At 67.1% G+C, this 22007-nt stretch carries 16 protein-coding genes; 5 read left to right on the forward strand and 11 right to left on the reverse strand.

All coding sequences use genetic code 11. The features are described from left to right. Together BLT71_RS09460 and BLT71_RS09465 are read left to right on the forward strand one after the other, a co-directional pair. Positions 1-3012, forward strand: a complete 3012-nt coding sequence (locus BLT71_RS09460; protein WP_091719527.1) for a bifunctional [glutamine synthetase] adenylyltransferase/[glutamine synthetase]-adenylyl-L-tyrosine phosphorylase — start codon at positions 1-3, stop codon at positions 3010-3012. Further along, positions 3002-3544: a GNAT family N-acetyltransferase gene (locus tag BLT71_RS09465; RefSeq protein ID WP_091719529.1), complete on the forward strand. Its 543-nt coding sequence runs from the start codon at positions 3002-3004 to the stop codon at positions 3542-3544. Before BLT71_RS09460 ends, BLT71_RS09465 begins: the two co-directional genes overlap by 11 nt. Positions 3545-3826: 282 nt before the next feature. Here BLT71_RS09465 and glnA read toward each other — a convergent pair whose 3' ends face one another. Next, positions 3827-5251: a type I glutamate--ammonia ligase gene (gene glnA / locus BLT71_RS09470; RefSeq protein ID WP_091719531.1), complete on the reverse strand. Its 1425-nt coding sequence runs from the start codon at positions 5249-5251 to the stop codon at positions 3827-3829. Between the two features lie 309 nt (positions 5252-5560). Between glnA and BLT71_RS09475 the strand changes: the two genes are divergently transcribed. After that, entirely contained in the window at positions 5561-5998 is a 438-nt protein-coding gene (locus BLT71_RS09475; protein WP_091719533.1) for an RDD family protein, read from the forward strand. Between the two features lie 22 nt (positions 5999-6020). On the opposite strand, the gene BLT71_RS09480 is transcribed toward BLT71_RS09475, so the two are convergent. The 4 genes from BLT71_RS09480 to lipB form a co-directional block, all read right to left on the reverse strand. Further along, positions 6021-6392 carry a DUF3817 domain-containing protein gene (locus BLT71_RS09480; RefSeq protein ID WP_091719534.1) on the reverse strand — a complete coding sequence of 124 codons (372 nt, stop codon included), beginning with the start codon at positions 6390-6392 and terminating at the stop codon, positions 6021-6023. 156 nt (positions 6393-6548) lie between these two features. Next, positions 6549-7301, reverse strand: coding sequence for a DUF4191 domain-containing protein (locus BLT71_RS09485; RefSeq protein WP_015936805.1), 753 nt, complete (start codon positions 7299-7301; stop codon positions 6549-6551). An 86-nt stretch (positions 7302-7387) separates the two neighbouring features. Beyond that, positions 7388-8407 (reverse strand): lipoyl synthase, encoded by a 1020-nt coding sequence (lipA, locus tag BLT71_RS09490; protein ID WP_091719536.1) that lies wholly within the window; start codon positions 8405-8407, stop codon positions 7388-7390. Then, positions 8404-9072 (reverse strand): lipoyl(octanoyl) transferase LipB, encoded by a 669-nt coding sequence (gene lipB, locus BLT71_RS09495; protein WP_091719538.1) that lies wholly within the window; start codon positions 9070-9072, stop codon positions 8404-8406. The genes lipA and lipB overlap by 4 nt, the downstream gene beginning before the upstream one ends. 149 nt (positions 9073-9221) lie before the next feature. Between lipB and BLT71_RS09500 the strand changes: the two genes are divergently transcribed. Then, a complete protein-coding gene (locus BLT71_RS09500; protein WP_091719540.1) occupies positions 9222-10934 on the forward strand; it encodes a serine/threonine-protein kinase in 1713 nt (570 codons plus the stop codon). Positions 10935-10976: 42 nt separating this feature from the next. On the opposite strand, the gene BLT71_RS09505 is transcribed toward BLT71_RS09500, so the two are convergent. Beyond that, positions 10977-11888, reverse strand: a complete 912-nt coding sequence (locus BLT71_RS09505; protein ID WP_091719542.1) for a TIGR01777 family oxidoreductase — start codon at positions 11886-11888, stop codon at positions 10977-10979. Positions 11889-11961: 73 nt separating this feature from the next. Here BLT71_RS09505 and BLT71_RS09510 point away from each other — a divergent pair, with 73 nt between their 5' ends. Next, entirely contained in the window at positions 11962-15519 is a 3558-nt protein-coding gene (locus BLT71_RS09510) for a S41 family peptidase (protein ID WP_091719544.1), read from the forward strand. A 92-nt stretch (positions 15520-15611) separates the two neighbouring features. On the opposite strand, the gene BLT71_RS09515 is transcribed toward BLT71_RS09510, so the two are convergent. From BLT71_RS09515 to BLT71_RS09535, 5 genes are all read right to left on the reverse strand, one after another. Next, on the reverse strand, positions 15612-16040 hold the full coding sequence (locus BLT71_RS09515) for an OsmC family protein (RefSeq protein WP_015936811.1): 429 nt from the start codon (positions 16038-16040) through the stop codon (positions 15612-15614). Between the two features lie 199 nt (positions 16041-16239). Then, entirely contained in the window at positions 16240-16590 is a 351-nt protein-coding gene (locus BLT71_RS09520; protein ID WP_015936812.1) for a hypothetical protein, read from the reverse strand. Positions 16591-16755: 165 nt separating this feature from the next. Beyond that, the gene (gene sucB / locus BLT71_RS09525) at positions 16756-18513 is read right to left on the reverse strand and encodes a 2-oxoglutarate dehydrogenase, E2 component, dihydrolipoamide succinyltransferase (RefSeq protein ID WP_091719546.1); all 1758 of its coding nucleotides are present in this window, start codon (positions 18511-18513) and stop codon (positions 16756-16758) included. Positions 18514-18627: 114 nt separating this feature from the next. Then, a complete protein-coding gene (lpdA, locus tag BLT71_RS09530) occupies positions 18628-20010 on the reverse strand; it encodes a dihydrolipoyl dehydrogenase (RefSeq protein WP_091719548.1) in 1383 nt (460 codons plus the stop codon). Between the two features lie 253 nt (positions 20011-20263). Beyond that, positions 20264-21787, reverse strand: a complete 1524-nt coding sequence (locus BLT71_RS09535) for a leucyl aminopeptidase (RefSeq protein WP_091719550.1) — start codon at positions 21785-21787, stop codon at positions 20264-20266. Positions 21788-22007: the final 220 nt, after the last annotated feature.

Here is a 22007-nt window from a genome sequence, read left to right on the forward strand (position 1 = left end):
GTGAGCCTGGCACGCCGCCTCATCGCGGCCGGATTTAGCGACCTTGAAAAAGGCGAACGCTTCCTGGCGGCCCGTGAGCTGGAAGGGCTGGACCAGGAGAAGCTGTTCGCCGGGCTGCAGCTCGCTGCCAGCCCGGACACGGCTTTGCAGTCCCTCGTTCGGCTGATCGAAAAACACCCCGGCCTGCGCGACATCGCCGGGGCGGATCCCGAAACCAGCGAACCGCTGTACCGGGTACTCGGCGCCTCGGAGGCCCTGGGCGAGTTCCTGATCCGGCACCCCGAACACCTCACGGCGTTCAATGTCCGCACCAGTCCGGAGCCCCTCCCCGCCGACCCCGCGGAGCTGCGGTCCACGCTGCTGCAGTCGGTGGGCGCCGATCCCCGCGCCGCGCGCCCCGTTGCTGCCGCGACGGGCGCGGAGGCCTACGCTGCGCTGCGGACGGCGTACCGCAGGGGAGTGGTGGACCTGGCCATCAAGGATCTCTGCGCCGCGGACCCGCTGGACTTCCTGCCGTCCGTGGGCGGCGAGCTGGCCGACCTCGCCGGCGCGGCCATCGAAGCCGCGCTAGCCGTGTCGCGGGCCGAGGCGGCAGAACAGTTCGACGCCGCCGACGTCGCCGATGTTGGCCTGGCGGTCATCGGGATGGGCAAGTGCGGCGCCCGCGAGCTGAACTACATCTCCGACGTCGACGTCATCTACGTCATCGATGCCGGGCAGCTGGAGGACGCTCACGCCAACACCATCGGAACCGCGCTGGCCAGTGGGATCTCCCGGGCCATCTCCTCCGTGGCGCGCGAACCCGGACTCTGGGAAGTCGACGCGAACCTCCGGCCTGAAGGTAAATCCGGGCCGCTGGTACGCACCCTGGCCTCCCACGAGGCCTACTATGCGCGCTGGGCCGAAAGCTGGGAGTTCCAGGCATTGCTGAAGGCTCGCACCATCGCCGGGGACGCCCGGCTGGGCCGCCGGTACGAGGAAGCGGTGGCCCCGCTGATCTGGAATTCGGCAGGCCGCGACGGGTTCGTCGAGTCCGTCCAGGCCATGCGCCGGCGGGTGACCGAGCACATCCCCGCCGCCGAGGAGCAGCGGCAGATCAAGCTGGGCCGCGGCGGCCTGCGCGACGTGGAGTTCACGGTCCAGTTGCTGCAGCTGGTACACGGCAAGGCAGATGAGACATTACGACGGCGGGACACCACGTCGGCGATCGCGGCACTGTCGGCGGGCGGTTACATCGGGCGCACGGACGCCGCAGCCTTCGACAACGCCTACCGGTACCTTCGGCTCCTGGAGCACCGGATCCAGCTGTTCCAGTTGCGCCGCACCCACCTGATGCCGGTGGCCGAACCGGCGCTGCGTGCCCTGGCGAAGGCCGTGCTTGGCCCGTTCTCCAATGAGCGGCCGCACCCGGATGCCCTCCTGGCCGCCTGGCAAAAGACCAAACGGTCCGTCCGGGAACTCCACGAACGGATCTTCTACCGGCCGCTGCTCAACTCGGCGGCCAAGCTCAGCAGTGAGGATGCCAGGCTCACCCCCGAGGCCGCGCAGGCCCGGCTGGCAGCGCTTGGATACAGTGACCCGCAGGGCGCGATGCGGCACATCGAAGCTTTGACGGCCGGTGTCAGCCGGCGGGCCGCCCTGCAACGCCAGCTGCTCCCGATCCTCCTGGACTGGCTCGCCGAGGGCGTGGATCCCGACGCCGGCCTGCTCGCCTTCCGCCGGGTCAGCGAGGCCCTGGGAACCACCCACTGGTACCTTGGCCTGCTCCGCGACTCGAACGCCGCCGCTGAGCGGCTCTGCCACATGCTCTCCAACTCGCGGCTGATCGCCGACCTGCTGGAAGTGTCCCCGGAGTCGGTTGCCTGGCTGGGGCAGGACAAGGACCTTGTTCCGGTGTCCTTCGAAGCGCAGTGGCAGGAAATTACGTCCAAGATGTCACGGCACGCCGATCCAGAAAGCGCCATGCGCCTGATCCGGCTCATCCGCCGGCGGGAAATTCTCCGGATCGCCATCGCCGACTCGGCAGGGCTGCTGGACCAGGACCAGGTGGGCTCCGCACTCGCGGATAATGACCGGGCCGCGGTCCTGGGTGCCCTGCGCGTGGCCGAGGGGATCGTGTCCGCCGGCGGACCCCTTAAGACCGCCGTGCTGGTGGTTGCCATGGGGCGGCAGGGCGGACGGGAAATCGGGTACGGTTCCGACGCCGATGTCATGTACGTCCACCGGGCCCTGCCGGGTTTTTCCGAGGCTGAGGCCCAGGAACAGGCGGGCAGGATCGTCGCCAAGGTGTCCAGCCTGCTGACCCAGCCGTTGAAGCCGGCCATTACGGCCGAACGCGTCCTGCAGATGGACGCTGACCTTCGGCCGGAAGGCAAGAACGGGGCAATGGTCCGCTCCCTCGAATCCTTCGCCGAGTACTACCGGCGCTGGTCACTGATCTGGGAAGCCCAGGCGCTGCTCCGCGCGCGTCCGATGGCCGGTAACGACGGCCTCGCGGCCGACTTCCTGGCCCTGATCGACCCCATTCGCTATCCGGAGTCCGTTGCGGGGCAGGACGTCCGGGAGATCCGCAGGGTGAAGGCCCGGGTGGAGTCGGAACGGTTGCCCCGCGGTGCCGATCCCGCCCGGCACCTGAAGCTGGGCCGCGGCGGCCTGAGCGACGTCGAATGGCTGGTCCAGCTGCTCCAGCTCCAGCACGCCGGCGAACACCCGGAGCTGCGGACTACGTCCACCCTTCCGGCGCTGGAGGCCGCGGCTGCGCTTGGGCTGCTGTCCCGGGATGACTCCGAAACGCTGGCGCAGGCCTGGCGGCTGGCGAGCAGGATCAGGTCCGCAAACGTCATCTGGAACGGCAAGGCGTCCGACCTTCTGCCCTCATCCCGCCGCGACCTGGAAGCGGTGGCGCGGTGGTGCGGCTACGAGCCCGGCCACGCCGCAGCCCTCGAGGAGGATTACCTCCGAGTCAGCCGCCGGGCACGTGGAGTCTTTGAGCGCATCTTCTATGGGCACTGACGGGTTCCTTGGGGCCGTCTGGATCATCCCGCTGCGGGATCTGGATGCGGACGCCCAGGCAATCCAACTGGACGCTGTGGCGAGGCTCCGGCTCCAGCCCGGCCAGGAGAGATTCGTGGGTGATCCTCTGCGGATGGCCCTCACCGGCCTGGCCGAAGAGGGGCGGCATCCCTTCGTGATGGAGGCCGGCGGGCGGGCCATAGGCGTGCTCACCCTGCAATCCGGGGCAGCCACCCTGGCCGGCTGGCCGGATGACGGCTCCGCCTGGCTGCTCCGCGGCTTCCTCGTGGACCGGCGCCAGCAGGGCAAAGGCCTGGGGACGCTGGGAGCCGCCGCCGCCGTGGTGGCGGCAGGAAAACTCGAGCGCCGGCACCCAACCGGTGCATCCGGCGTCGTACTCTCCGTCAACGAGGCCAACGGGCCGGGGCTGGCTGCGTACCTGAAGGCCGGCTTCGTGGACCACGGCCGGTACACCGGCGGATCTGCGGGGCCGCAGCGCACCCTGTTCATGCCGTTCGCCAAGCCACAATGAGGTAACACCGGCGGGCCCTTATTGCGCTGGGAAACCGTTTAATCGATGATGTGGAATGGCGGTGTTCTTCAACCTTGTTGGGGGGAAGGCTCGAACAGTCTTCGTCTCGGGGGACATTCGTCAGGAGGCCCGGCTCCCGGTCTCAGCACGTCTGGAGCCGGGCCTCCACCTTTTAATCATTCCGGGCATCCGGCCCGGGAACGCGGAAGGCGGCCACCGGATTACCGGTGGCCGCCTTCGCTGTCTCAGCGGTCCTGGCAGTACTGCCAGGCGGAGTGGAGACTAGACGCCGTAGTAGAGCTCGAACTCATAGGGGTTCGGGCGCAGGGACAGCGGGCGGATCTCGTTCTCGTACTTGTAATCGATCCAGGTGTCGATCAGGTCCTGGGTGAAGACGCCGCCGGCCTGCAGGAACTCGTTGTCCTCGCGCAGTGCTTCCAGGGCTTCTTCCAGGGTGCCCGGAGCCTTGGGGATGTCCTTGGCTTCCTCGGCGGGCAGCTCGTAGAGGTCCTTGTCGATCGGTGCCGGGGGCTCGATGCGGTTGCGGATGCCGTCAATGCCGGCCATCAGCTGGGCAGCGAACGCCAGGTACGGGTTCGAGGAGGGGTCCGGAGCGCGGAATTCGATGCGCTTGGCCTTCGGGTTGGAGCCCGTGATCGGGATGCGGATACCGGCGGAGCGGTTGCCCTGCGAGTAGACCATGTTGACCGGAGCTTCGAAGCCCTTAACCAGGCGGCGGTAGGAGTTGACCGTCGGGTTGGTGAAGGCCAGGACGGCGTCGGCGTGCTTCAGCAGGCCGCCGATGTACCAGCGGGCAGTGTCGGACAGGCCGGCGTAGCCCTTCTCGTCGTAGAACAGCGGATCGCCGTTGCTCCACAGCGACTGGTGGCAGTGCATGCCCGAGCCGTTGTCACCGAAGACCGGCTTCGGCATAAAGGTGACCGACTTGCCCCAGGCGTCCGCGGTGTTCTTGATGACGTACTTGAACTTCTGCAGGTCATCGGCAGCGTGGGTCAGGGTGGTGAACTTGTAGTTGATCTCAGCCTGGCCGGCGGATCCAACTTCGTGGTGGCTGCGCTCGACCTCGAGGCCGGCCTCATCCAGGGCAACACACATGGCGTCGCGCAGGTCGGCCTGCTTGTCCGTGGGGGAAACCGGGAAGTAGCCGCCCTTGACGGGGGTCTTGTAACCGAGGTTTCCGCCCTCTTCTTCACGGCCGGTGTTCCAGTGCGCTTCTTCGGAGTCGATCTTGTAGAAGCTGCCCTGCGGGGAGGACTGGTACTGGACGTTGTCGAACACGAAGAACTCGGCTTCGGGAGCGAAGAACGCGGTGTCAGCGATGCCGGTGGAGGCCAGGTATGCTTCGGCCTTCTCGGCCACGCCGCGGGGGTCGCGGTGGTAGGGATCGCCGGTGCGCGGGTTCACGATGGAGAAGTTCAGCGCGAGGGTCTTTTCCATGCGGAAGGTGTCCAGGAACGCGGTGGTCACATCGGGGATCAGCTGCATGTCCGATTCGGCGATGCCCTGGAAGCCACGGATGGAAGAACCGTCGAAGAGCTGGCCGTTGACGAAGAAGTCAGCGTCAACGCTCTTAGCCGGAACGTTGAAGTGCTGCTGGACGCCGGGAAGGTCGGTGAAGCGGATATCGACGAACTTTACATCTTCGTCCTTGATGAACTTGAGGACTTCGTCCGCAGTCTTGAACATCTATGCTCCTAACGCATATGTAAATATCTGGCCTCAGCCATATGATCCAGCGCAATCCGAAAGCAGGGAAGACGCAAGGTTTTCCCTGCTGTGGCCCTGCCGCAGATACCTGCCGGGGAGATTGCTTGAAACTGCTAACAGCCTATGGACGCGGCATTTCCCGTCCGTGTCCACATTGTTTCGGGCAGGTTACAGAATGCCCTGTTACGACCACGCTATCGGGTGTCCACACTGTGGTCTAACCCCATCCGCGATGTGGGCGCCGCGCACCAGGCCGGAGTGGGGGATGGAGGCCGGTAAACTTGGACGGTGGTAGATCGCAAAGACCTTGGCTCATGGCTCACCGGGCCGGACACCTCCGGCATTTCCAAGTATCCCGGTGAGCGCCTGGGCCTGCCCGAATCGGGGCCGGGGTCCATTGCCCGGGCCGGCCGGCGGATCGTTGCCATCATGATCGACTGGGGCATTGCCCTGCTGATCAGCAACTTCGCGTTCGCCGGAGACTCGTGGGCAACCTTGGGTATTTTCGCCCTCGAGCAGACCCTGCTGGTGGGCACGCTCGGGTACAGCATCGGCCACCGCGTGGTGGGCATCTCGGTGGTGCGGCCCGGCGGCGGGACGCCCGGGCCGTTGGCCGCCCTGGTGCGGGCCGTACTGCTGTGCCTGGTGATTCCGGCCGTGATCTTTGATCCCGACCAGCGCGGCCTGCACGACAAAGCAATGAACACCCTGCTGATCCGCCGCTGAGCAGGCAGCGGCAGCGCTTGGGCTAGGCCTGACTCTCTTCCGACACCTTGGACCGGCTGGTCTCCGGTGAAGCTGCGACGGCGTCGGCAGCAGCCAGCAAACCCCGCTTATCAGCCCAGCGTTCGAAGAGAATGGTGGCGAACGGGAAGACCGCTGAGAGCCCGGCAAAGAGCGCCACGGTGAACGGCCAGCGCTGCAGGCGCCAGAGCACCAGCGCCGCCACGCCGTAGCCAACAAACAGCGCTCCATGGATAGGTCCGGCCACCTGTACGCCGATCTCGGTGGTGCCGGCAATCCATTTGAAGTACATGCCGATCAGCAGGGCTGCCCAGCTGAAAGCTTCGGCGACGGCGAGGATGCGGAAAGCGCGGATGGCGGCGTTGCGAAGGGGCATGGGATGTCCTGTCCTGTAGGGCTGTCGTCATCGTTGGTTGGCGGGGCGGCGTTACCCGTTCGAGCGCCTGGCACTTTGCTGGCGTGCGGAAATGGCCTGTGCAAGAAAAACGCCCCGGCTGCCGGAAGGATCCGGTGGCCGGGGCGCTGTTCAGGCCTAGCGTCCGCGGTTGGGGCGGGCTTTGTAGGGGTCGATGCCCTTGGGGATGGGGAGCCGGTTCCCCAGGGACGCAATGCGCTTTGAAACGGCATTTACTTCAAGCTTGGTCAGTTCCTTCTTCAGCTTGCCCATCTTTTTTGCCACCTGGCTGATGGGCACCTGGCCCTCGCCGCGGCCGCTTTCGATGACGTGCACCGTTACGTTGGGCAGGATCCGGGCCAGGCGCTTGCGCTCGGCGTCCAGCAGCGGCTTCACCCGGAGCGTGGGGCCTTCGCTGACCAGGACGACGCCGGGACGGCCGATGGCGCGGAACACGGCATCCTGCGTGCGCGGGTTGACGGCGACAGGCTGTTCCTCGGTGATCCAGCCGCGGCGGAGGGTACCCAGTGCTGCGCCGGAGGCGCCCGGCTGGTTTTCGATCTGGGCGAAGGCCGCCCGTTCCGCGCGCCGGGACAGGATCAGCGTGGCGCCGAGCAGGCCCAGCGGGATGCCGATGATCAGGCCGGTGATCCAGTTGTCCAGCCAGAAACCCACCAGGAAGCTGACGGCCACAACGCCCAGGAAGACCAGCAGCATCAGCCACGGGACCATGGGGTCGTGGCGGCGGGTCATGTTGAAGACCTCGCCGATCTGCTTGAGGCGGCTGGGCTTTTTGGCCTTCGCCTCTTTCGGCTTGCGCGAGAACAGGCCGCGCTTTGCCGCGCTGGAGTCCGCCGGGGTGGAGTTGCTGGAGTCAGGGGATTTCGCCATAGTGCCTCAATTCTACGTGACCAAAGCCGAAGGGCCGGACGCCGGAAAGATCCGGTGTCCGGCCCTGGGCGGCTGCGGCTGCCGGGTCAGGAACGGGCGGCCAGGAGCGTGCTGGCTTCCTGGCGGGTGGTGCCGGAGTCCTGGATGCCGTCGGCGATGTGGGCGAGTTCGGCGGGGATGTCGCGGCCTTTTTTGCGCATGGCGGTGGCCCAGAGGCGGCCGGCGCGGTAGGAGGAGCGGACCAGGGGGCCGGACATGACGCCGAGGAAGCCGATTTCTTGGGCTTCGTTTTGGAGGTCGACGAATTCCTGGGGTTTGACCCAGCGGTCCACGGGGAGGTGGCGTTCGGAGGGGCGGAGGTATTGGGTGATGGTGATCAGGTCGCAGCCGGCGGCGTGGAGGTCGCGGAGTGCTTCGGAGATTTCTTCGCGGGTTTCGCCCATGCCGAGGATGAGGTTGGATTTGGTGACCATGCCCAGGTTTCGGCCTTGGGTGATGACGTCGAGGGAGCGTTCGTAGCGGAAGGCGGGGCGGATGCGCTTGAAGATCCGGGGGACGGTTTCGACGTTGTGGGCGAAGACTTCGGGTTTGGAGTCGCAGATTGCGGCGATGTGGTCGGGGTTGCCGGAGAAGTCGGGGATGAGGAGTTCGACGCCGGTGCCGGGGTTCAGTTCGTGGATTTTGCGGACGGTTTCGGCGTAGAGCCAGACGCCTTCGTCTTCGAGGTCGTCGCGGGCCACGCCGGTGACGGTGGCGTAGCGGAGTTGCATGGATTGGACGGAGCGGGCCACTTTGGTGGGTTCGAACCTGTCCACGGGGGAGGGTTTGCCGGTGTCGATCTGGCAGAAGTCGCAGCGGCGGGTGCATTCGGAGCCGCCGATGAGGAAGGTGGCTTCTTTGTCTTCCCAGCATTCGAAGATGTTGGGGCAGCCGGCTTCTTCGCAGACGGTGTGGAGGCCTTCTTTTTTGACCAGGTTCTTGAGTTGGACGAACTCGGGGCCCATTTGGACTTTGGCCTTGATCCATTCCGGTTTGCGTTCCACCGGGGTGGCCGCGTTGCGCTGTTCGATCCGCAGCAACTTCCGGCCTTCGGGTGCCAATGTCACAGTAGAGCTCCTTCGGGGCTTGAAACGAGTGCTTCTTCGTGCTTGCGGAATTCTTCCACGAAGCGGTCGGCGATGTCGCCGGGGCGGATGTCCTTCCCGGTTTCCCGGGACATGGTGGTGACGCCGGCGTCGGTGATGCCGCAGGCGATGATCTGGCCGTACGGGGCGAGGTCGTTGCTGCAGTTAATGGCGACGCCGTGCATGGTCACTCCGTTGAGGACTCGGATGCCGATGGCGGCGATTTTGCGGTCGGGCCCGTTGGCGTCGGCCTTGACCCAGACACCGGCACGGCCCTTAATGCGTTCAGCGCGGATGCCGTAATCGGCCATGACGGCGATCATGACGGCTTCGAGCCGTTCCACATAGTCACGGATCCCGGCGCGGTTCTTGAGTTTCAGGATGGGGTACGCGACGAGCTGGCCTGGACCATGCCAGGTGAGCTTTCCGCCGCGGTCCACGGCCACCACGGGAGTCCCGTCGAAAGGCCGTTCGTGGTCCTCGGTCAGCTTGCCTGCGGTGTAAACGGCTGCATGCTCCAGAAGGAGCACGGTACTGGGTGCCTCACCGGTCACCACTTTTCCGTGAAGTTCGCGTTGAACGTCCCAGGCGTGCTGGTAATCAACGAACTCGGGGGCAAGACCCAGCCCTGAAAACTCAAGAGTCATGCCTTCCAGCTTAGACCCCGCACGGCCGCGGACAGGGTTTAGTGTCTAAGCTCACCAGCGGCCGTACCTGCGCCCACAATGTGACTGGAAGCCCGCGCAGCCTGTGGATAACTTCTGCAACCGTCCGCGGATTCCGCTAGACATGGGACATGGAAGATTTGCACGCTCCAGACGTTCCGGGCTATGCGGTTGACCGGCTCCTGGGCCTGGGAAGCAGCGCGTCTGTCTGGCTGGCCGCTGAGCAGGCCACCGGCAGGAAATACGCCGTCAAGTGCTTCCACCCCGGCTCCGGCGAGTCACGCGGCCGCGGAGTGGAGTCCGAGGACGCAGTGCGAAGGGAAATCCGGATCCTCTCCGTCCTGGACCACCAACACCTGGTCACGGCCCGCGACGCCGTCAGCCTGCACCCCGTGCCGACCGGTGACGCGGAAGGACAGGCTGCGACTGCCCTCATCATGGATTATGCATCCGGCGGCTCCCTGGGCCAGCTCCTTGGTGCCCGCGGCCGGCTCAGCGCCGGCGAGACCGTAACCGTGCTGACCCCCATCGCCCAGGTGCTGTCCTATCTTCATGGGAAAGGATTCACGCATGGGGACGTCTCGCCCGGCAACGTGCTGTTCACCGGCCAGGGCAAGCCGATGCTCTCGGACCTGGGAATTGCCCGGATGCTGGGGGACCCCGCCGGCGGAGCGGGCCACGGGACGCCCGGCTTCGTGGATCCTGCACCGGTGGATGCGGTCCGCGCAGGGCTGCAACCCGAGAGGGACGTCTATGCGGCGGCGGCCCTCGGCTGGTTCTGCCTCACCGGTGCTGCGCCGCCACGCACGGCGGACCGGCCACCGCTGCCGCTCCTGGTTCCCGGTGTTCCTGTTGAACTCGCTGCAGCCCTGGAAGCAGGCCTCAACGAAGACCGCAGGCTCCGTCCAACCGCCGGCGCCCTGGCAACCGCTGTCTACCGCAGTGCCGCCCCTGTACCGGTGGACCTTTCCGCCGCCGTCCATCCCACCGTCATTCCGGAACTCCTGACGCGCAGGCACGTGCCGCAACCCTTGCCGGGTGGGTTGAGGGAACGGTTCGGGGCATTGCGACGGCGGATGGCGACGCCGCCGCGGCTGGCGGGAGTCCCCGCTGCCACACGCGAACCCGCAGCATCGGGCAAACCAGTACTGCGGAAGGACAAGAGTGGTGCCCCTGAGCGCTCCCGGAAGCACGCAGGCGGGCGCCGGAACGGAGCCCACCGCAGCGCGGCCCCACCCAGGGTTCCCTTCCGCCGGACCGTCCTCGCCGTGGGCGCGGCTGCCGCGGCGGCGATGGTCCTGTGGCTGACCCCAGTGTCCCAGGTGGCCCTGGGTGCCCTCAATCCTGCCGGCGACAGCAAGGATGCGGCAGAGGCAGCTTCCGCCCCGGCAGGAGACTCTGCTGCGGTTCAGGCCGGCGGCGCCGCGGCGCTGGACGAGGCCAGGGCACTGGCCGCTTCAGCTCAGCCTGCGGATGCCCTGCGTGGCCTTGCGGCCCTGCGTGACCATGCTTTCCGCAGCGGCCAGGTAAGCCTGCTGGCGGAAGTCAACGCATCCGGGTCGCCGGCGGCCGCCGCCGATCATCTCACTGCGGAGAGGCTGTCAGGTTCGGGCAGGGTACTCTCGGGCTTCATCAGCACGGTCACGGACGTCCGGACCGAACCGGGTGCAACGGAATCGCGCGCGGTTGTCCGGGCCACCGCCGGCACATCAGCCTGGGAAGAGAAGGACACCACGGGAACTGTTGCCGCGAAAGGTGCCGCTGCACCCGGCCAGGCCCTGCGCCTGGTCCTGGTTACAGAGGAGGGAAAATGGCGGATCAGCGAGATCCTCCCCGGCTCCTGAAACCACGCCGCTGCAGCCCGCGCCCTGTTCACCAGTTCAAGGTCAGGCCAGGTCCGCGGCCTTGTCGTTGCCGGCAACCCAGGCGGCCGCCTCCGCCAAACCAGGATGTTCCCAGCGGAAACCGGCTGCCGACAACACGGCAGGCTCCATCCTTTGGCTGGCCAGCAACAGCTCTTCGGCCAGGTCGCGCATCAACAGGCGCAACACCGGGCCCGGGACCCGCAGGACAGCGGGCCGGTGCAGTGCATGGGCCAGTGCGGCCACGATGCTGTTGACGTCAGCCTGTTCGGGGGCGCACAGGTTAACAGGGCCACGGATGTCGGATTCCAGCAGGAACAGGAAAGCCTTTGACACATCCGGCAGGGATATCCAGGGCCAGTACTGGCGGCCGTCCCCGAACGGTCCGCCGATGCCGAGACGCAGGAGGGGGAGCAGCCTGCCCAAGGCGCCGCCGGAGCGGCTGAGGACGACGCCGGTGCGCGGCGTGACAGTCCGTACGCCTGGCGGGGCAGCGGCAGCGGCCTGTTCCCACTCCACACAGATGCGGGACAGGGTGCCGGACCCCGCGGGGGCATTTTCGCGGAGCACGGTGTATCCCGCGTCCCCGTAATACCCGGACCCGGACTGACTGATGAAGGTGGGCGGCGGGCTGTCCACCTGCTGCATGGCCTGGACAAGGGTCTCTGTGGGCCGGAGCCGCGAACTGAACAGGTCCTCCACGCGCTTGCGCGTCCACGGCCGGTCGCCGATTCCGGCGCCCGAAAGATTGACGACGGCGTCCACGCCCTCGAGTGCCCGGGGATCCAGTTCCCCGGCGGCCGGATCCCAGCGGACTTCGGCGGCCGTCTTGGGTTCACGGCGCACCAGGGACACGACGTCGTGCCCGGCCTCCCTGAAGGTGGCTGACATGGACGTGCCGATCATTCCCGAGGCCCCGGACATAAGGATGCGCATGCTCCATCACACCACGGACCCGGCCCCACGGCACGTCCCGCGGCGCCGGGTAAGGGATGACTATGATCGAACGATGACCTCTTCGAGCTACTTCCGTTTTCCGCATCTGCACGGCGATCTGGTCACCTTCGTGGCCGAGGATGACGTCTGGATTGCGCCACTGGACGGGGGCCGCGCGTGGCGTGTCTCCTCGCTCCAGTTGCCCGCCCGCAACCCGCGCTTCACCCCGGACGGCAAGAAGCTGGTGTGGACGGTGGTCCAGGGAACGGCGCCGGAAGTGGTCTCGGCGGACGTCGACGGCGGCGGTTACCGGCAGCTGACCTACTTCGGCCACAGCACCACCCGGGTCAAGGGCTTCACCGCCGGCGGCGCCGTCGTGGTGACCAGCGCGTTCCGGCAGGCCGAAAGCCGTCACACCCACGCGTACAGCGTGCCTCTCGAAGGCGGCTGGGCGGAGGAACTGCCGTTTGGCCCCGTGGAGTCGGTGGCCTTCGGCCCGGAAGTGGGCGATGAGCGCCCGGTGGTGGTGGCCAGCGTGCTGTCCCGCGAACCTGCCTGGTGGAAGAGGTACCGCGGCGGCACAGCAGGGAAGCTGTGGATCGACACTGACGGAAACGGCGAATTCGAACGGCTGCTGCCGGACCTGGAAGGAAACCTTGCGGACCCCCTGTGGGTGGATGGCCGGGTGGCCTTCCTCTCCGACCACGAGGGCTACGGCAACCTCTATTCAGTCCTTCCCAACGGCAAGGACCTGCGCCGGCACACCGACCATGAGGACTTCTACGTCCGCCACGCCGCCACGGACGGCACCCGGGTTATCTTCGAATCCGCCGGTGAACTGTGGGTACTGACGGACCTCGGGTCCGAGGCTGTCCGCCTTGATATCACCCTCGGATCCGCCTCCCAGTCCCGCCGCCCCGCACTCCTGAAGACGTCAAAGCACCTGGGCGCCGCAGTGCCTGATGCCACCGGTTCAGCCAGCGCAGTGGAGGCGCACGGCACCATCCACTGGCTCCGCCACAAGGACGGACCGTCGCGCGTCATCGAGGCCACACCCGGCGTGCGCGGCCGCCTTCCAAGGCCGCTGGGCGACGGCCGGATCGCCTACATTGCTGACCACGGCGGCGTCGAGGCCCTGCATATCAGGGACATCGTGGCAGCCATCGACCACCCGGCCGTCGCCGCAGGAACCATGCCGGCAACGCCGCCCGCCGGCGACACAGCGGAGGCAGCCAATCCCGTGGAAGCAGACACCGGTTCAGCCTCCGGGCGGGCGGATGCCATGGCCTTGCCCCAGCCCGTGCCGGCTGCCGGCGCGGCTGTGCTGGCCGGATCTGCGCAGCCTTCCCCTGTTGTCCTGGCCAGCTCCCGCGCCGGTGGCAGCGACGAACAGCAGCCGGATGGGGCCCCTGGGGAGGGCACCGGCGAACCTTCCGCACCTGCCGTGGCTCCCGCTGCCGCGCAGATTGCCGTCCCGACGCCGTCGCGGGCCAGCGCCCTCGAGGCGAGCCCTGACGGACGGTGGCTCGCCCTGGGCACGTCGTTCGGCGACGTGTACGTCGCCGACGCCGCCTCGGGCGAACTGACCCGGGTGGCCAGCATCGGGGAGGGAACCATTTCCGACCTCGCCTGGTCCGGCGACTCCGCCTGGCTGGTCTGGTCCGAGCCCGTCACCTCCTTCGGATCGCGCAGCCGGCTGCGGGCCGCCAACATCGCGGACCCGGGCTCCGACCCCGTGGAGGTCACCGACGGACGGTTCTGCGACAGGTCTCCGGCGTTCACCCCAGACGGGAAGTACCTGGCCTTCCTCTCCAACCGCAGCTTCGACCCGGTCTACGACGGCCACTCCTTCGACCTGTCCTTCCCGAGCCCCATCAAGCCGTACCTCGTTGCCCTGGCCGCCGGTACGCCGTCGCCGTTCGGACCGGACGTGGCACCCGGGGCAGCTGGTGGAGACGCCGCCGCCGCCGCCGCCGACGCCGACGCACAGGACGGGCCGCCGGCGGTCCGCGTGGATCCCGAAGGCCTGGCCCACCGGGTCATCGGCGTTCCGGTTCCGCAGGGCAACTACACCCGACTCTCGGCAACCAAGGGCGCGCTCCTGTGGCTTGATGCTGCCCTCTCCGGCGTCACCGGCGACGGCAAGGCAAGCCAGGAGGACAAGGACACCCGTCCCAGCCTGGTGCGGTACGACCTCGGCCGGCGCAAGCAGGAGACCCTCGTGGAGTCCCTGGACAGCTACCGGCTCTCCGGCGACCGGACCAAGGCCGTGGTCCTTGCTGACAAGCAGGTCACAGTGGTTCCGTCCGACGCCAAGGCGGACGAGGAATCCGGCAAGCTGGTCAAGGTGGACCTGGGCCGCATTCGCGTGATGATGGACCCCGTCAGCGTCTGGGGGCAGGCCTTCGATGAGGCCTGGCGCCTGCAGCGGGACTTCTTCTGGGCCGAAGACATGGCCGGCCAGGATTGGGACTCGATGCGCAACCGGTACCGTCCCCTGGTGGACCGGCTGGGCTCGCACGACGACCTCGTTGACCTGCTCTGGGAGCTGCACGGCGAACTGGGCACCTCGCATGCCTATGTACGCCCCGCAGCCGTGACGGAGAACGGGAGCCACGGGCAGGGCCGGCTGGGCGCCGATCTGGCCCACACGGCGTCGGGCTGGGAAATCACCCGGATCCTCGCCGGCGAGTCCTCGGATCCGCTGGCCACCTCGCCATTGAACCGGCCCGGGGTCGACGCGAAAGCCGGCGACATCCTGCTGGCCATCGACGGCGTGCCGCTGGCTGAATCGGTCACGCCCGCCATGCAGCTGGTCGGGGCGGCGGGCCGCGCCGTCGAGCTGACCCTGCTGAACGGTGCCGGGCACGGCGATGCCGCCGGCACCCAGCGCCGCGTCGCCGTCGTGCCCGTCAAGGATGAGGAGCGGCTGCGCTACCAGGAATGGGTGGCGTCGAACCGCCGCACCGTCCGGGAAGCCTCAGGCGGTGCCTTCGGCTACCTGCACATCCCGGACATGATGGCCAACGGCTGGGCCCAGTTGCACCGGGACCTCGATACCGAGACCGCGCTGGACGGGCTGATCGTGGATGTGCGGCGCAACCGCGGCGGACACACGTCGCAGCTGGTGGCCGAACTGATTGGCCGCAAGGTGACCGGCTGGAGCATGCCGCGCGGGGAAAAGCCGCGCACCTACCCCCACCACGCACCGAGGGGACCGGTGATTATCCTCGCGGACGAATTCGCCGGCTCCGACGGCGACATCATCACCCAGGTGTCCAAGCTGCGGGGAATCGGCCCGGTCATCGGAACGCGCACCTGGGGCGGCGTGGTGGGCATTGACAACCGCTTCGCCCTGGCCGACGGAACGGGAGTGACCCAGCCGCGCTACGCCACCTGGTTCGGCGGCGGCGTGGGCTGGGGCGTGGAGAACTACGGCGTGGACCCGGACATCGAAGTGACCTTCCCGCCGCATGCCTACGCCGCCGGGCGCGATCCGCAGCTGGAATACGGCATCGGCGCGCTCAAGGAAATGGTCCAGGAACTGCCTACCGACCGTCCTCCGCTCCGTGAGGGCTACCGCCGGCTGCGTCCCGCGCCGCTCCCGGCGCGCAGCCAGGCCAAGGCTTAGCCAGGCGGGCTGCCGCCTGCAGACGGACACGCAAAAAGGCCCTGTTCCTGCCGGACGAACCGGCAGGAACAGGGCCTTTGGCGTTTGTTGGGTCAGGAAGCGAGCGTGGCGTCCAGGCTGATCTCAATGCCGGCCAGCGCCTGCGAAACAGGGCAGCCCTTCTTGGCTGCCTCGGCGATGCGCTGGAAGTCTTCCTCGGAAATGCCGGGAATGCGGGCATTAAGGGTCAGGTGGCTGCCGGTGATGCCGGTGCCCGGCTGGAAGCCCACCTCCGCCTTGGTGTTGACTTCCTCCGGGGTGAAACCGGCCTGGCTGAGTTCGTGGCTGAAGGCCATCGAGAAACACGCCGAGTGTGCCGCTGCGATGAGTTCCTCGGGGCTGGTCTTGCCCTCGGCCGCTTCGGTGCGGGCCTTCCAGGTGACATCGAACGTGCCCAGGCCTGAGCTGTCCAGGGTGGTGTTGCCGGAACCCTCGGTCAGGCTGCCCGTCCATACCGTGTGCGCGTTGCGTGTTGTAGCCATGTCACTCCTCAACGTTGATTCGATCCGGGCGCCGGCATCCGCCGCAGCCCGCCGTTCCCCATCCTAGGGATTTGGCAGCACCGGTGCACAGGTTGTCCGCTGAGAGAGGATTGTGACCGGCCCTGACAACGCACGACGGCGGCGCTCCCGCACAGGGGAAGCGCCGCCGTCGTCAGAGGCACGCGGAGGGGTGGGGCAGCTACCGCCAGAGCGTCGCGATGGCGACGTTCAGCAGTGCCAGGCCGCCCACGCTGTGGGCGAGGCCGATGGAGACCGGTTCGCCCTTCTTGAATTTGCGGCTGCCGATGAAGGCCAGGACGGCAACCACCAGTGCAATGACGAGTTTGATGCCCAGCTTGGCGTAGTTGGCGTCCATGTCCAGGGCGGGGATCAGGCCCATCATCGCCACACCGGTGAGGAGCTGCAGGGCAGCACCATCGAACTGGCGCGGGTGGACGGTGGGCTTCTTCATCTGCCCGATCCAGATGCCGACGATCATGGCGGCGCCGACGATGTGCAGGAAGACCATGACGTTGTAAACGATGTTCATGGCATCAGTCTATCCAGATTCTTCTACGCTCTGTAGTAACCGTCGCGTGCGTGCCCTCCGCAGCGCGTCCCTGGCGCAAAGTCGTTTAAAAGCCGCAGCGGCCGGCCGGACGTCCAGTGGATCACCACCGGATGCCGGACAGCCGCCGCGGACTGCGTCCTGGGGTTAGAGGCCCAGGTCCGCTTCGAAGGCGCCCTCTTCGAGGCGTGCCTTCAGGGTCTGGAGGAACCGGCCGGCGTCAGCGCCGTCCACCAGCCGGTGGTCGTACGTCAGCGACAGGTACATCATGGAGCGGATGGCGATCGAGTCGTCACCGTTTTCGTCAGCGACCACTACGGGGCGCTTGACGATGGCACCGGTGCCCAGGATGCCAACCTGCGGCTGGTTGATGATCGGGGTGTCGAACAGGGCGCCCACCGAACCGATGTTGGTGATGCTGAACGTGCCGCCGGACAGTTCGTCCGGGCCGATCTTGCCGGCGCGCGTACGGCCAGCCACATCGGCGATCTTGCCGGCAAGGCCGGCCAGGTTCAGGTTGCCGGCGTCGGAAATGACCGGAACCAGGAGGCCCTTGTCGGTGTCGACGGCGATCGCCAGGTGTTCGGCGTTGTGGTAAGTGATTTCCTGCTTGTCCTCGTCGTACGCAGCGTTGAGCTTGGGGTGCTGCTTGAGGGCCTCGGCCACGGCCTTGGCAATGAACGGCAGGAAGGTCAGCTTGGTGCCGTTCTGGGCCTGGAACGAGTTCTTGGCCTTGAGGCGGAGCTTGGCAACCTTGGTCATGTCCACTTCGTGGACCTGCGTCAGCTGCGTGGAGACCTCGAGGGATTCGCGCATGCGGCGGGCAATGACCTGGCGGATGCGCGGAGCCTTCTGGGTGGTACCGCGGAGCGAGGAAACCTGGCCGTTGCCGGCTGCGGGTGCGGACGCAGCGGGTGCTGCAGCGGGAGCTGCGGCCGGAGCGGCCTTAGCCTCGGCGGCGGCGATGACATCCTGCTTGCGGATGCGGCCGCCGACGCCGGTGCCGGACAGTGCGGAGATGTCCACGCCGTGCTGGTTGGCCAGCTTGCGGACCAGGGGAGTGACGTAGCCGGACTCGCCGCCTGCCGCCGGAGCCTCGGCTGCTGCCGGGGCGGCCTGCGGAGCAGGTGCGGATGCCGGAGCGGGCGCGGCTGCCGGAGCCGGAGCGGCCTTCGGGGCCTCCTGCTTCGGTGCCTCTTGCTTGGGTGCTTCCTGCTTGGGTGCTTCCTGGGCGGGAGCGGCCGGAGCAGCCGGGGCGGCCGCCGGTGCTGCTGCAGCGCCCGAACCGATGACGGCAAGGACGGAACCGACCTCTGCGGTCTCGTCCTCGTTCACGCGGATTTCCTGCAGGGTGCCCGCAACGGGGGACGGGATCTCGGTGTCGACCTTGTCCGTGGAGACCTCGAGCAGCGGCTCGTCCACCTCAACGGTGTCGCCCACGGCCTTCAGCCAGCGGGTGACGGTGCCTTCGGTCACGCTCTCGCCCAGGGCAGGGAGGGTGACGTCGTGGCTTTCGCCACCACCGGCAGCAGGCGCTTCGGCGGCGGGAGCGGCCGGTGCTTCCTCTGCGGGTGCGGCGGGAGCTTCCTGGGCGGGTTCAGCCGCGGCGGCTTCTTCTGCCGGTGCAGCGGCGGGGGCTTCTTCTGCGGGTGCGGAACCGCCGCCGGAGCCATCACCGATGCGGACCAGCGGTGCGCCGACCTCTGCGGTCTCGTCTTCGGCGACCAGGATTTCCTCAATCACGCCAGCGACAGGAGAGGGGATTTCGGTGTCGACTTTGTCGGTGGAGACCTCGAGCAGCGGCTCGTCCACCTCTACCCGGTCACCTACCTGCTTCAGCCAGCGGGTGACGGTTCCTTCGGTGACACTCTCACCGAGGGCGGGCAAGTTAACGGATTCAGACATGTCGTCCCCGTTCTCCTTATTGATCTTTAGTGCGAATGATTGCTGCCTTGTTGGAAGCCTAGTGCACCCGGTCTGCGGGACCGGGTGCACCGGGCTCGGTAATGCTGTGGGGAATCAGCCGTGAAGAGGCTTGCCGGCCAGAGCCAGGTGGGCCTCGCCGAGGGATTCGTTCTGCGTGGGGTGTGCGTGCAGCAGCTGGGCCACATCCTCCGGGTACGCTTCCCAGTTCACGATCAGCTGGGCTTCGCCCACCTGCTCGCCCATGCGGGCACCGATCATGTGGACGCCCACCACGGGGCCGTCCTTCTGGCGGACCAGCTTCACCAGGCCGGAGGTGCCCAGGATGGAGCTCTTGCCGTTGCCGGCCAGGTTGTATTCCTGGGTCTGGACCTGGTCGTCGCCGAACTTTTCCTTGGCAGCCTTCTCGGTGTAGCCAACCGTAGCGATCTCGGGCTCCGAGTAGGTGACCTTGGGGATGTTGATGTCCTCAACGATCACGGGCTTCAGGCCCGCGATTTCCTCGGCTACGAAGATGCCCTGCTGGTAGCCGCGGTGGGCCAGCTGTACACCGGGGACGATGTCGCCCACGGCGTAGATGTTGCCGACGCCGGTGTGCAGGCGCTCGTTGGTGATGACGAAGCCGCGGTCGATGGTGATGCCTGCGTCCTCGTAGCCAAGGTTGGCGGTAACCGGTCCGCGGCCCACGGCAACCAGGAGGAGGTCGGCTTCGAACGTCTTGCCGTCCACCAGGGTGACCTTGACGCCGTCGGCGTTCTGCTCGACGCCCTGGAAGAACACGCCGGTGGAGAACTTGATGCCGCGCTTCTTGAAAGCGCGCTCAAAGTTCTTGATGATGGTGGCGTCCTCGTTGGGGACCAGGGAAGGCAGACCCTCCACGATGGTGACGTCCACGCCGAAGGACTTCCAGACCGAGGCGAACTCGACGCCGATGACGCCGCCGCCCAGGATGATGGCGCTCTTGGGGATGGAGTCCATGGTGAGGGCCTGGTCGGAGGTGATGACCTTGCCGCCGATTTCCAGGCCGGGCAGGGTGCGGGAGTAGGAACCCGTGGCCAGGATGATGTTCTTGCCCCTGTAGGCGGTGCCGTTGACCACGACGGTGTCGGTGCCCTGGAGCTTGCCTTCACCTTCGATGACGGTGATGCCCTTGGACTTGATGAGGCCCTGGAGGCCCTTGTACTTGCCGGCAATGATGCCGTCCTTGTACGCGTTGACGGCGGTCATGTCGATGCTGTCAAGGGTGACGTTCACGCCGTACTTGGCGGAGTCGCGGGCGTGGTCGGCCAGTTCCGCGGAGTGGAGCAGGGCCTTGGTGGGGATGCAGCCGTTGTGGAGGCAGGTGCCGCCCAGCTTGGCTTTCTCCACGAGGCCGACGGTGAGGCCGAGCTGTACTGCCCGGAGCGCCGCGGCGTAGCCGCCGCTGCCGCCGCCGAGTACCAGGATGTCGAATTCTTGCGCAGTTGCCTGATCGGCCACTTAAACGCTCCCTCGCGTGAACGATGACGCGTTCTGCGCGCATCATCTGGTCTTGGAATTGCACTGCCGTGATTATGTCAGCAGGTCAGTTCTCTTGCATTTGTGACTACCGTGGTTCACCTTAGCGAACCACCCATCCATGCTCCACCTTGGCGCAGCGTTTGTGGAGCGCTTGTGTCCAGTGTCACGCGGCCCTGTGGCACAGGGATCACCCGTACCGCAGGGCCGCGTGCACCGTTGCCGCTCCGCGGAGTCAGGCTGCGGCCAGGATGTCCTCGACGTAGGCGACGAGGGTACGGACCGTGCAGCCGGTGCCCTGCTTGTGCGTGTAGCCGTACGGGCTGCCGTTGTTGAAGGACGGGCCGGCGATGTCGATGTGCGCCCAGGGGATCTGTTCGCCCTGCTTGTCCTGGCCCACGAATTCGCGCAGGAACACGGCAGCGGTCATCATGCCGCCATGGCGTTCGCCGATGTTGGCCAGGTCCGCCACCTGGGAATCCAGGGTGGGGCGCAGTTCCTCGGGGAGAGGCATGGGCCATACGAGTTCGCCGGCGCGGTCCGCAGCCGACTTGAGGGCTCCGGTGATGGTGTCCGAGCCCATGACGCCTGCGGTCCGGTTGCCCAGGGCGATGAGTTGCGCACCCGTGAGGGTTGCGACGTCAATGATGGCGTCCGGGTATTCGCGGCTGGCTGCCACGATTCCGTCGGCCATGACCAGGCGGCCTTCGGCGTCCGTGTTGAGGACTTCCACGGTCTTGCCGCCGAACATCGTCAGGACGTCGGCGGGACGGGACGCTGCACCCGACGGCATGTTCTCGGCGATGCAGAGCCACGCGGTGGCCTTGACCGGCAGGCCCAGTCCGGCGATGGCCAGGACAGTGTTAAGGACGACGGCGGCGCCGGCCATGTCGCTCTTCATATCGCCCATGCCGAGGGCCGGCTTGATGGAGATGCCGCCGGTGTCGAACGTGATGCCCTTGCCCACGAGCGCGATGCTGGACGCAGCCTTGGCAGGGGAGTACTCCACCTTGACCAGGCGCGGCTGGCGCGTGGAGCCCTTACCGACGCCCATGATGCCGCCGAAGCCTTCCTTTTCCAGGCGCTTCTCGTCCCAGACCGTCACCTTGACGGGCAGGCCCTTGGCCAGGTCCTTCGCTGCTTCGGCGAACGACTCCGGGTACAGGTGGCTGGGCGGGGTGTTGACCAGCGAACGCGTGGCGTTGACAGCCTTGGCTACCAGGCCCGCGCGCTTCAGTGCGGTGCCGAGTTCCTTCTGCTCCACCACATCGGTGAAAATCAGTGCGTTGGCAACCGGGTCCTTGAGCCCGTCCTTGGCGGACCGGAACTCGGTGAAGGAGTACGCACCCAGCGCCGCACCCTCGGCGACGGCCTCGACGTCGGCGACTGACGCCGTCGGGAACGCCAGCGCCACCGTTGCCAGCCCGGCCAGTTGCCGGACCGCGGAACCGGCGGCGCGGCGGAGCGATTCTGCGGCGAGCGGCTTTCCTGCCTGTACCTTGCCCACGCCCGCCAGCACCAGGATGCCCGCACCGGTTTCCGGCAGGCCGGGCAGCCGGACCACCTGGTCTGCTGCGCCGGTGATGCCCAGTGCCTTGAGGGAGTCGGTGAGGGCTTCAGCCGATTTTGCCGTCAATGGGTTGTCCAGAAGGACCGGCCCGTCGGTTCCCTGCCCCACCCCGATGACCACGGCGTCGCTGGGGCTCTTCTTCAGGTCCCGGGAGACGGTACTAAGGTTGATTTCAGTATTCTTGACCACAGGGATGAGTCCTCAATTCTCGAAAAGATCGGGCGGGGATGCATGTTCGGCTCCCGCCATGGTGGCCCGGAGGCGGCCGTTCCGGACGCGGCCCGGGCGAAAAGCAGGCCCGGCTGGCAGGCCAGTTCCGATCGTAGCCCTTCGCCGGTGCGCCGGGAGAATTTCCTGAGATGTGCACCACACGGTGGGGCGGAATGCCGCGTCCCAACTCTGCGTTATG

The organism is Pseudarthrobacter equi, from assembly GCF_900105535.1.
GTDB classification, from domain to species: Bacteria; Actinomycetota; Actinomycetes; order Actinomycetales; family Micrococcaceae; genus Arthrobacter; species Arthrobacter equi.

Excerpts from the sequence above, each read along its gene's own strand:
- BLT71_RS09465 (WP_091719529.1), top strand. The coding sequence starts at position 3,002 with ATGGGCACTGACGGGTTCCTTGGGGCCGTCTGGATCATCCCGCTGCGG.
- glnA (WP_091719531.1), bottom strand. The coding sequence starts at position 5,251 with ATGTTCAAGACTGCGGACGAAGTCCTCAAGTTCATCAAGGACGAAGAT.
- BLT71_RS09480 (WP_091719534.1), bottom strand. The coding sequence starts at position 6,392 with ATGCCCCTTCGCAACGCCGCCATCCGCGCTTTCCGCATCCTCGCCGTC.
- BLT71_RS09485 (WP_015936805.1), bottom strand. The coding sequence starts at position 7,301 with ATGGCGAAATCCCCTGACTCCAGCAACTCCACCCCGGCGGACTCCAGC.
- lipB (WP_091719538.1), bottom strand. The coding sequence starts at position 9,072 with ATGACTCTTGAGTTTTCAGGGCTGGGTCTTGCCCCCGAGTTCGTTGAT.
- BLT71_RS09500 (WP_091719540.1), top strand. The coding sequence starts at position 9,222 with ATGGAAGATTTGCACGCTCCAGACGTTCCGGGCTATGCGGTTGACCGG.
- BLT71_RS09505 (WP_091719542.1), bottom strand. The coding sequence starts at position 11,888 with ATGCGCATCCTTATGTCCGGGGCCTCGGGAATGATCGGCACGTCCATG.
- BLT71_RS09510 (WP_091719544.1), top strand. The coding sequence starts at position 11,962 with ATGACCTCTTCGAGCTACTTCCGTTTTCCGCATCTGCACGGCGATCTG.
- BLT71_RS09515 (WP_015936811.1), bottom strand. The coding sequence starts at position 16,040 with ATGGCTACAACACGCAACGCGCACACGGTATGGACGGGCAGCCTGACC.
- BLT71_RS09520 (WP_015936812.1), bottom strand. The coding sequence starts at position 16,590 with ATGAACATCGTTTACAACGTCATGGTCTTCCTGCACATCGTCGGCGCC.
- sucB (WP_091719546.1), bottom strand. The coding sequence starts at position 18,513 with ATGTCTGAATCCGTTAACTTGCCCGCCCTCGGTGAGAGTGTCACCGAA.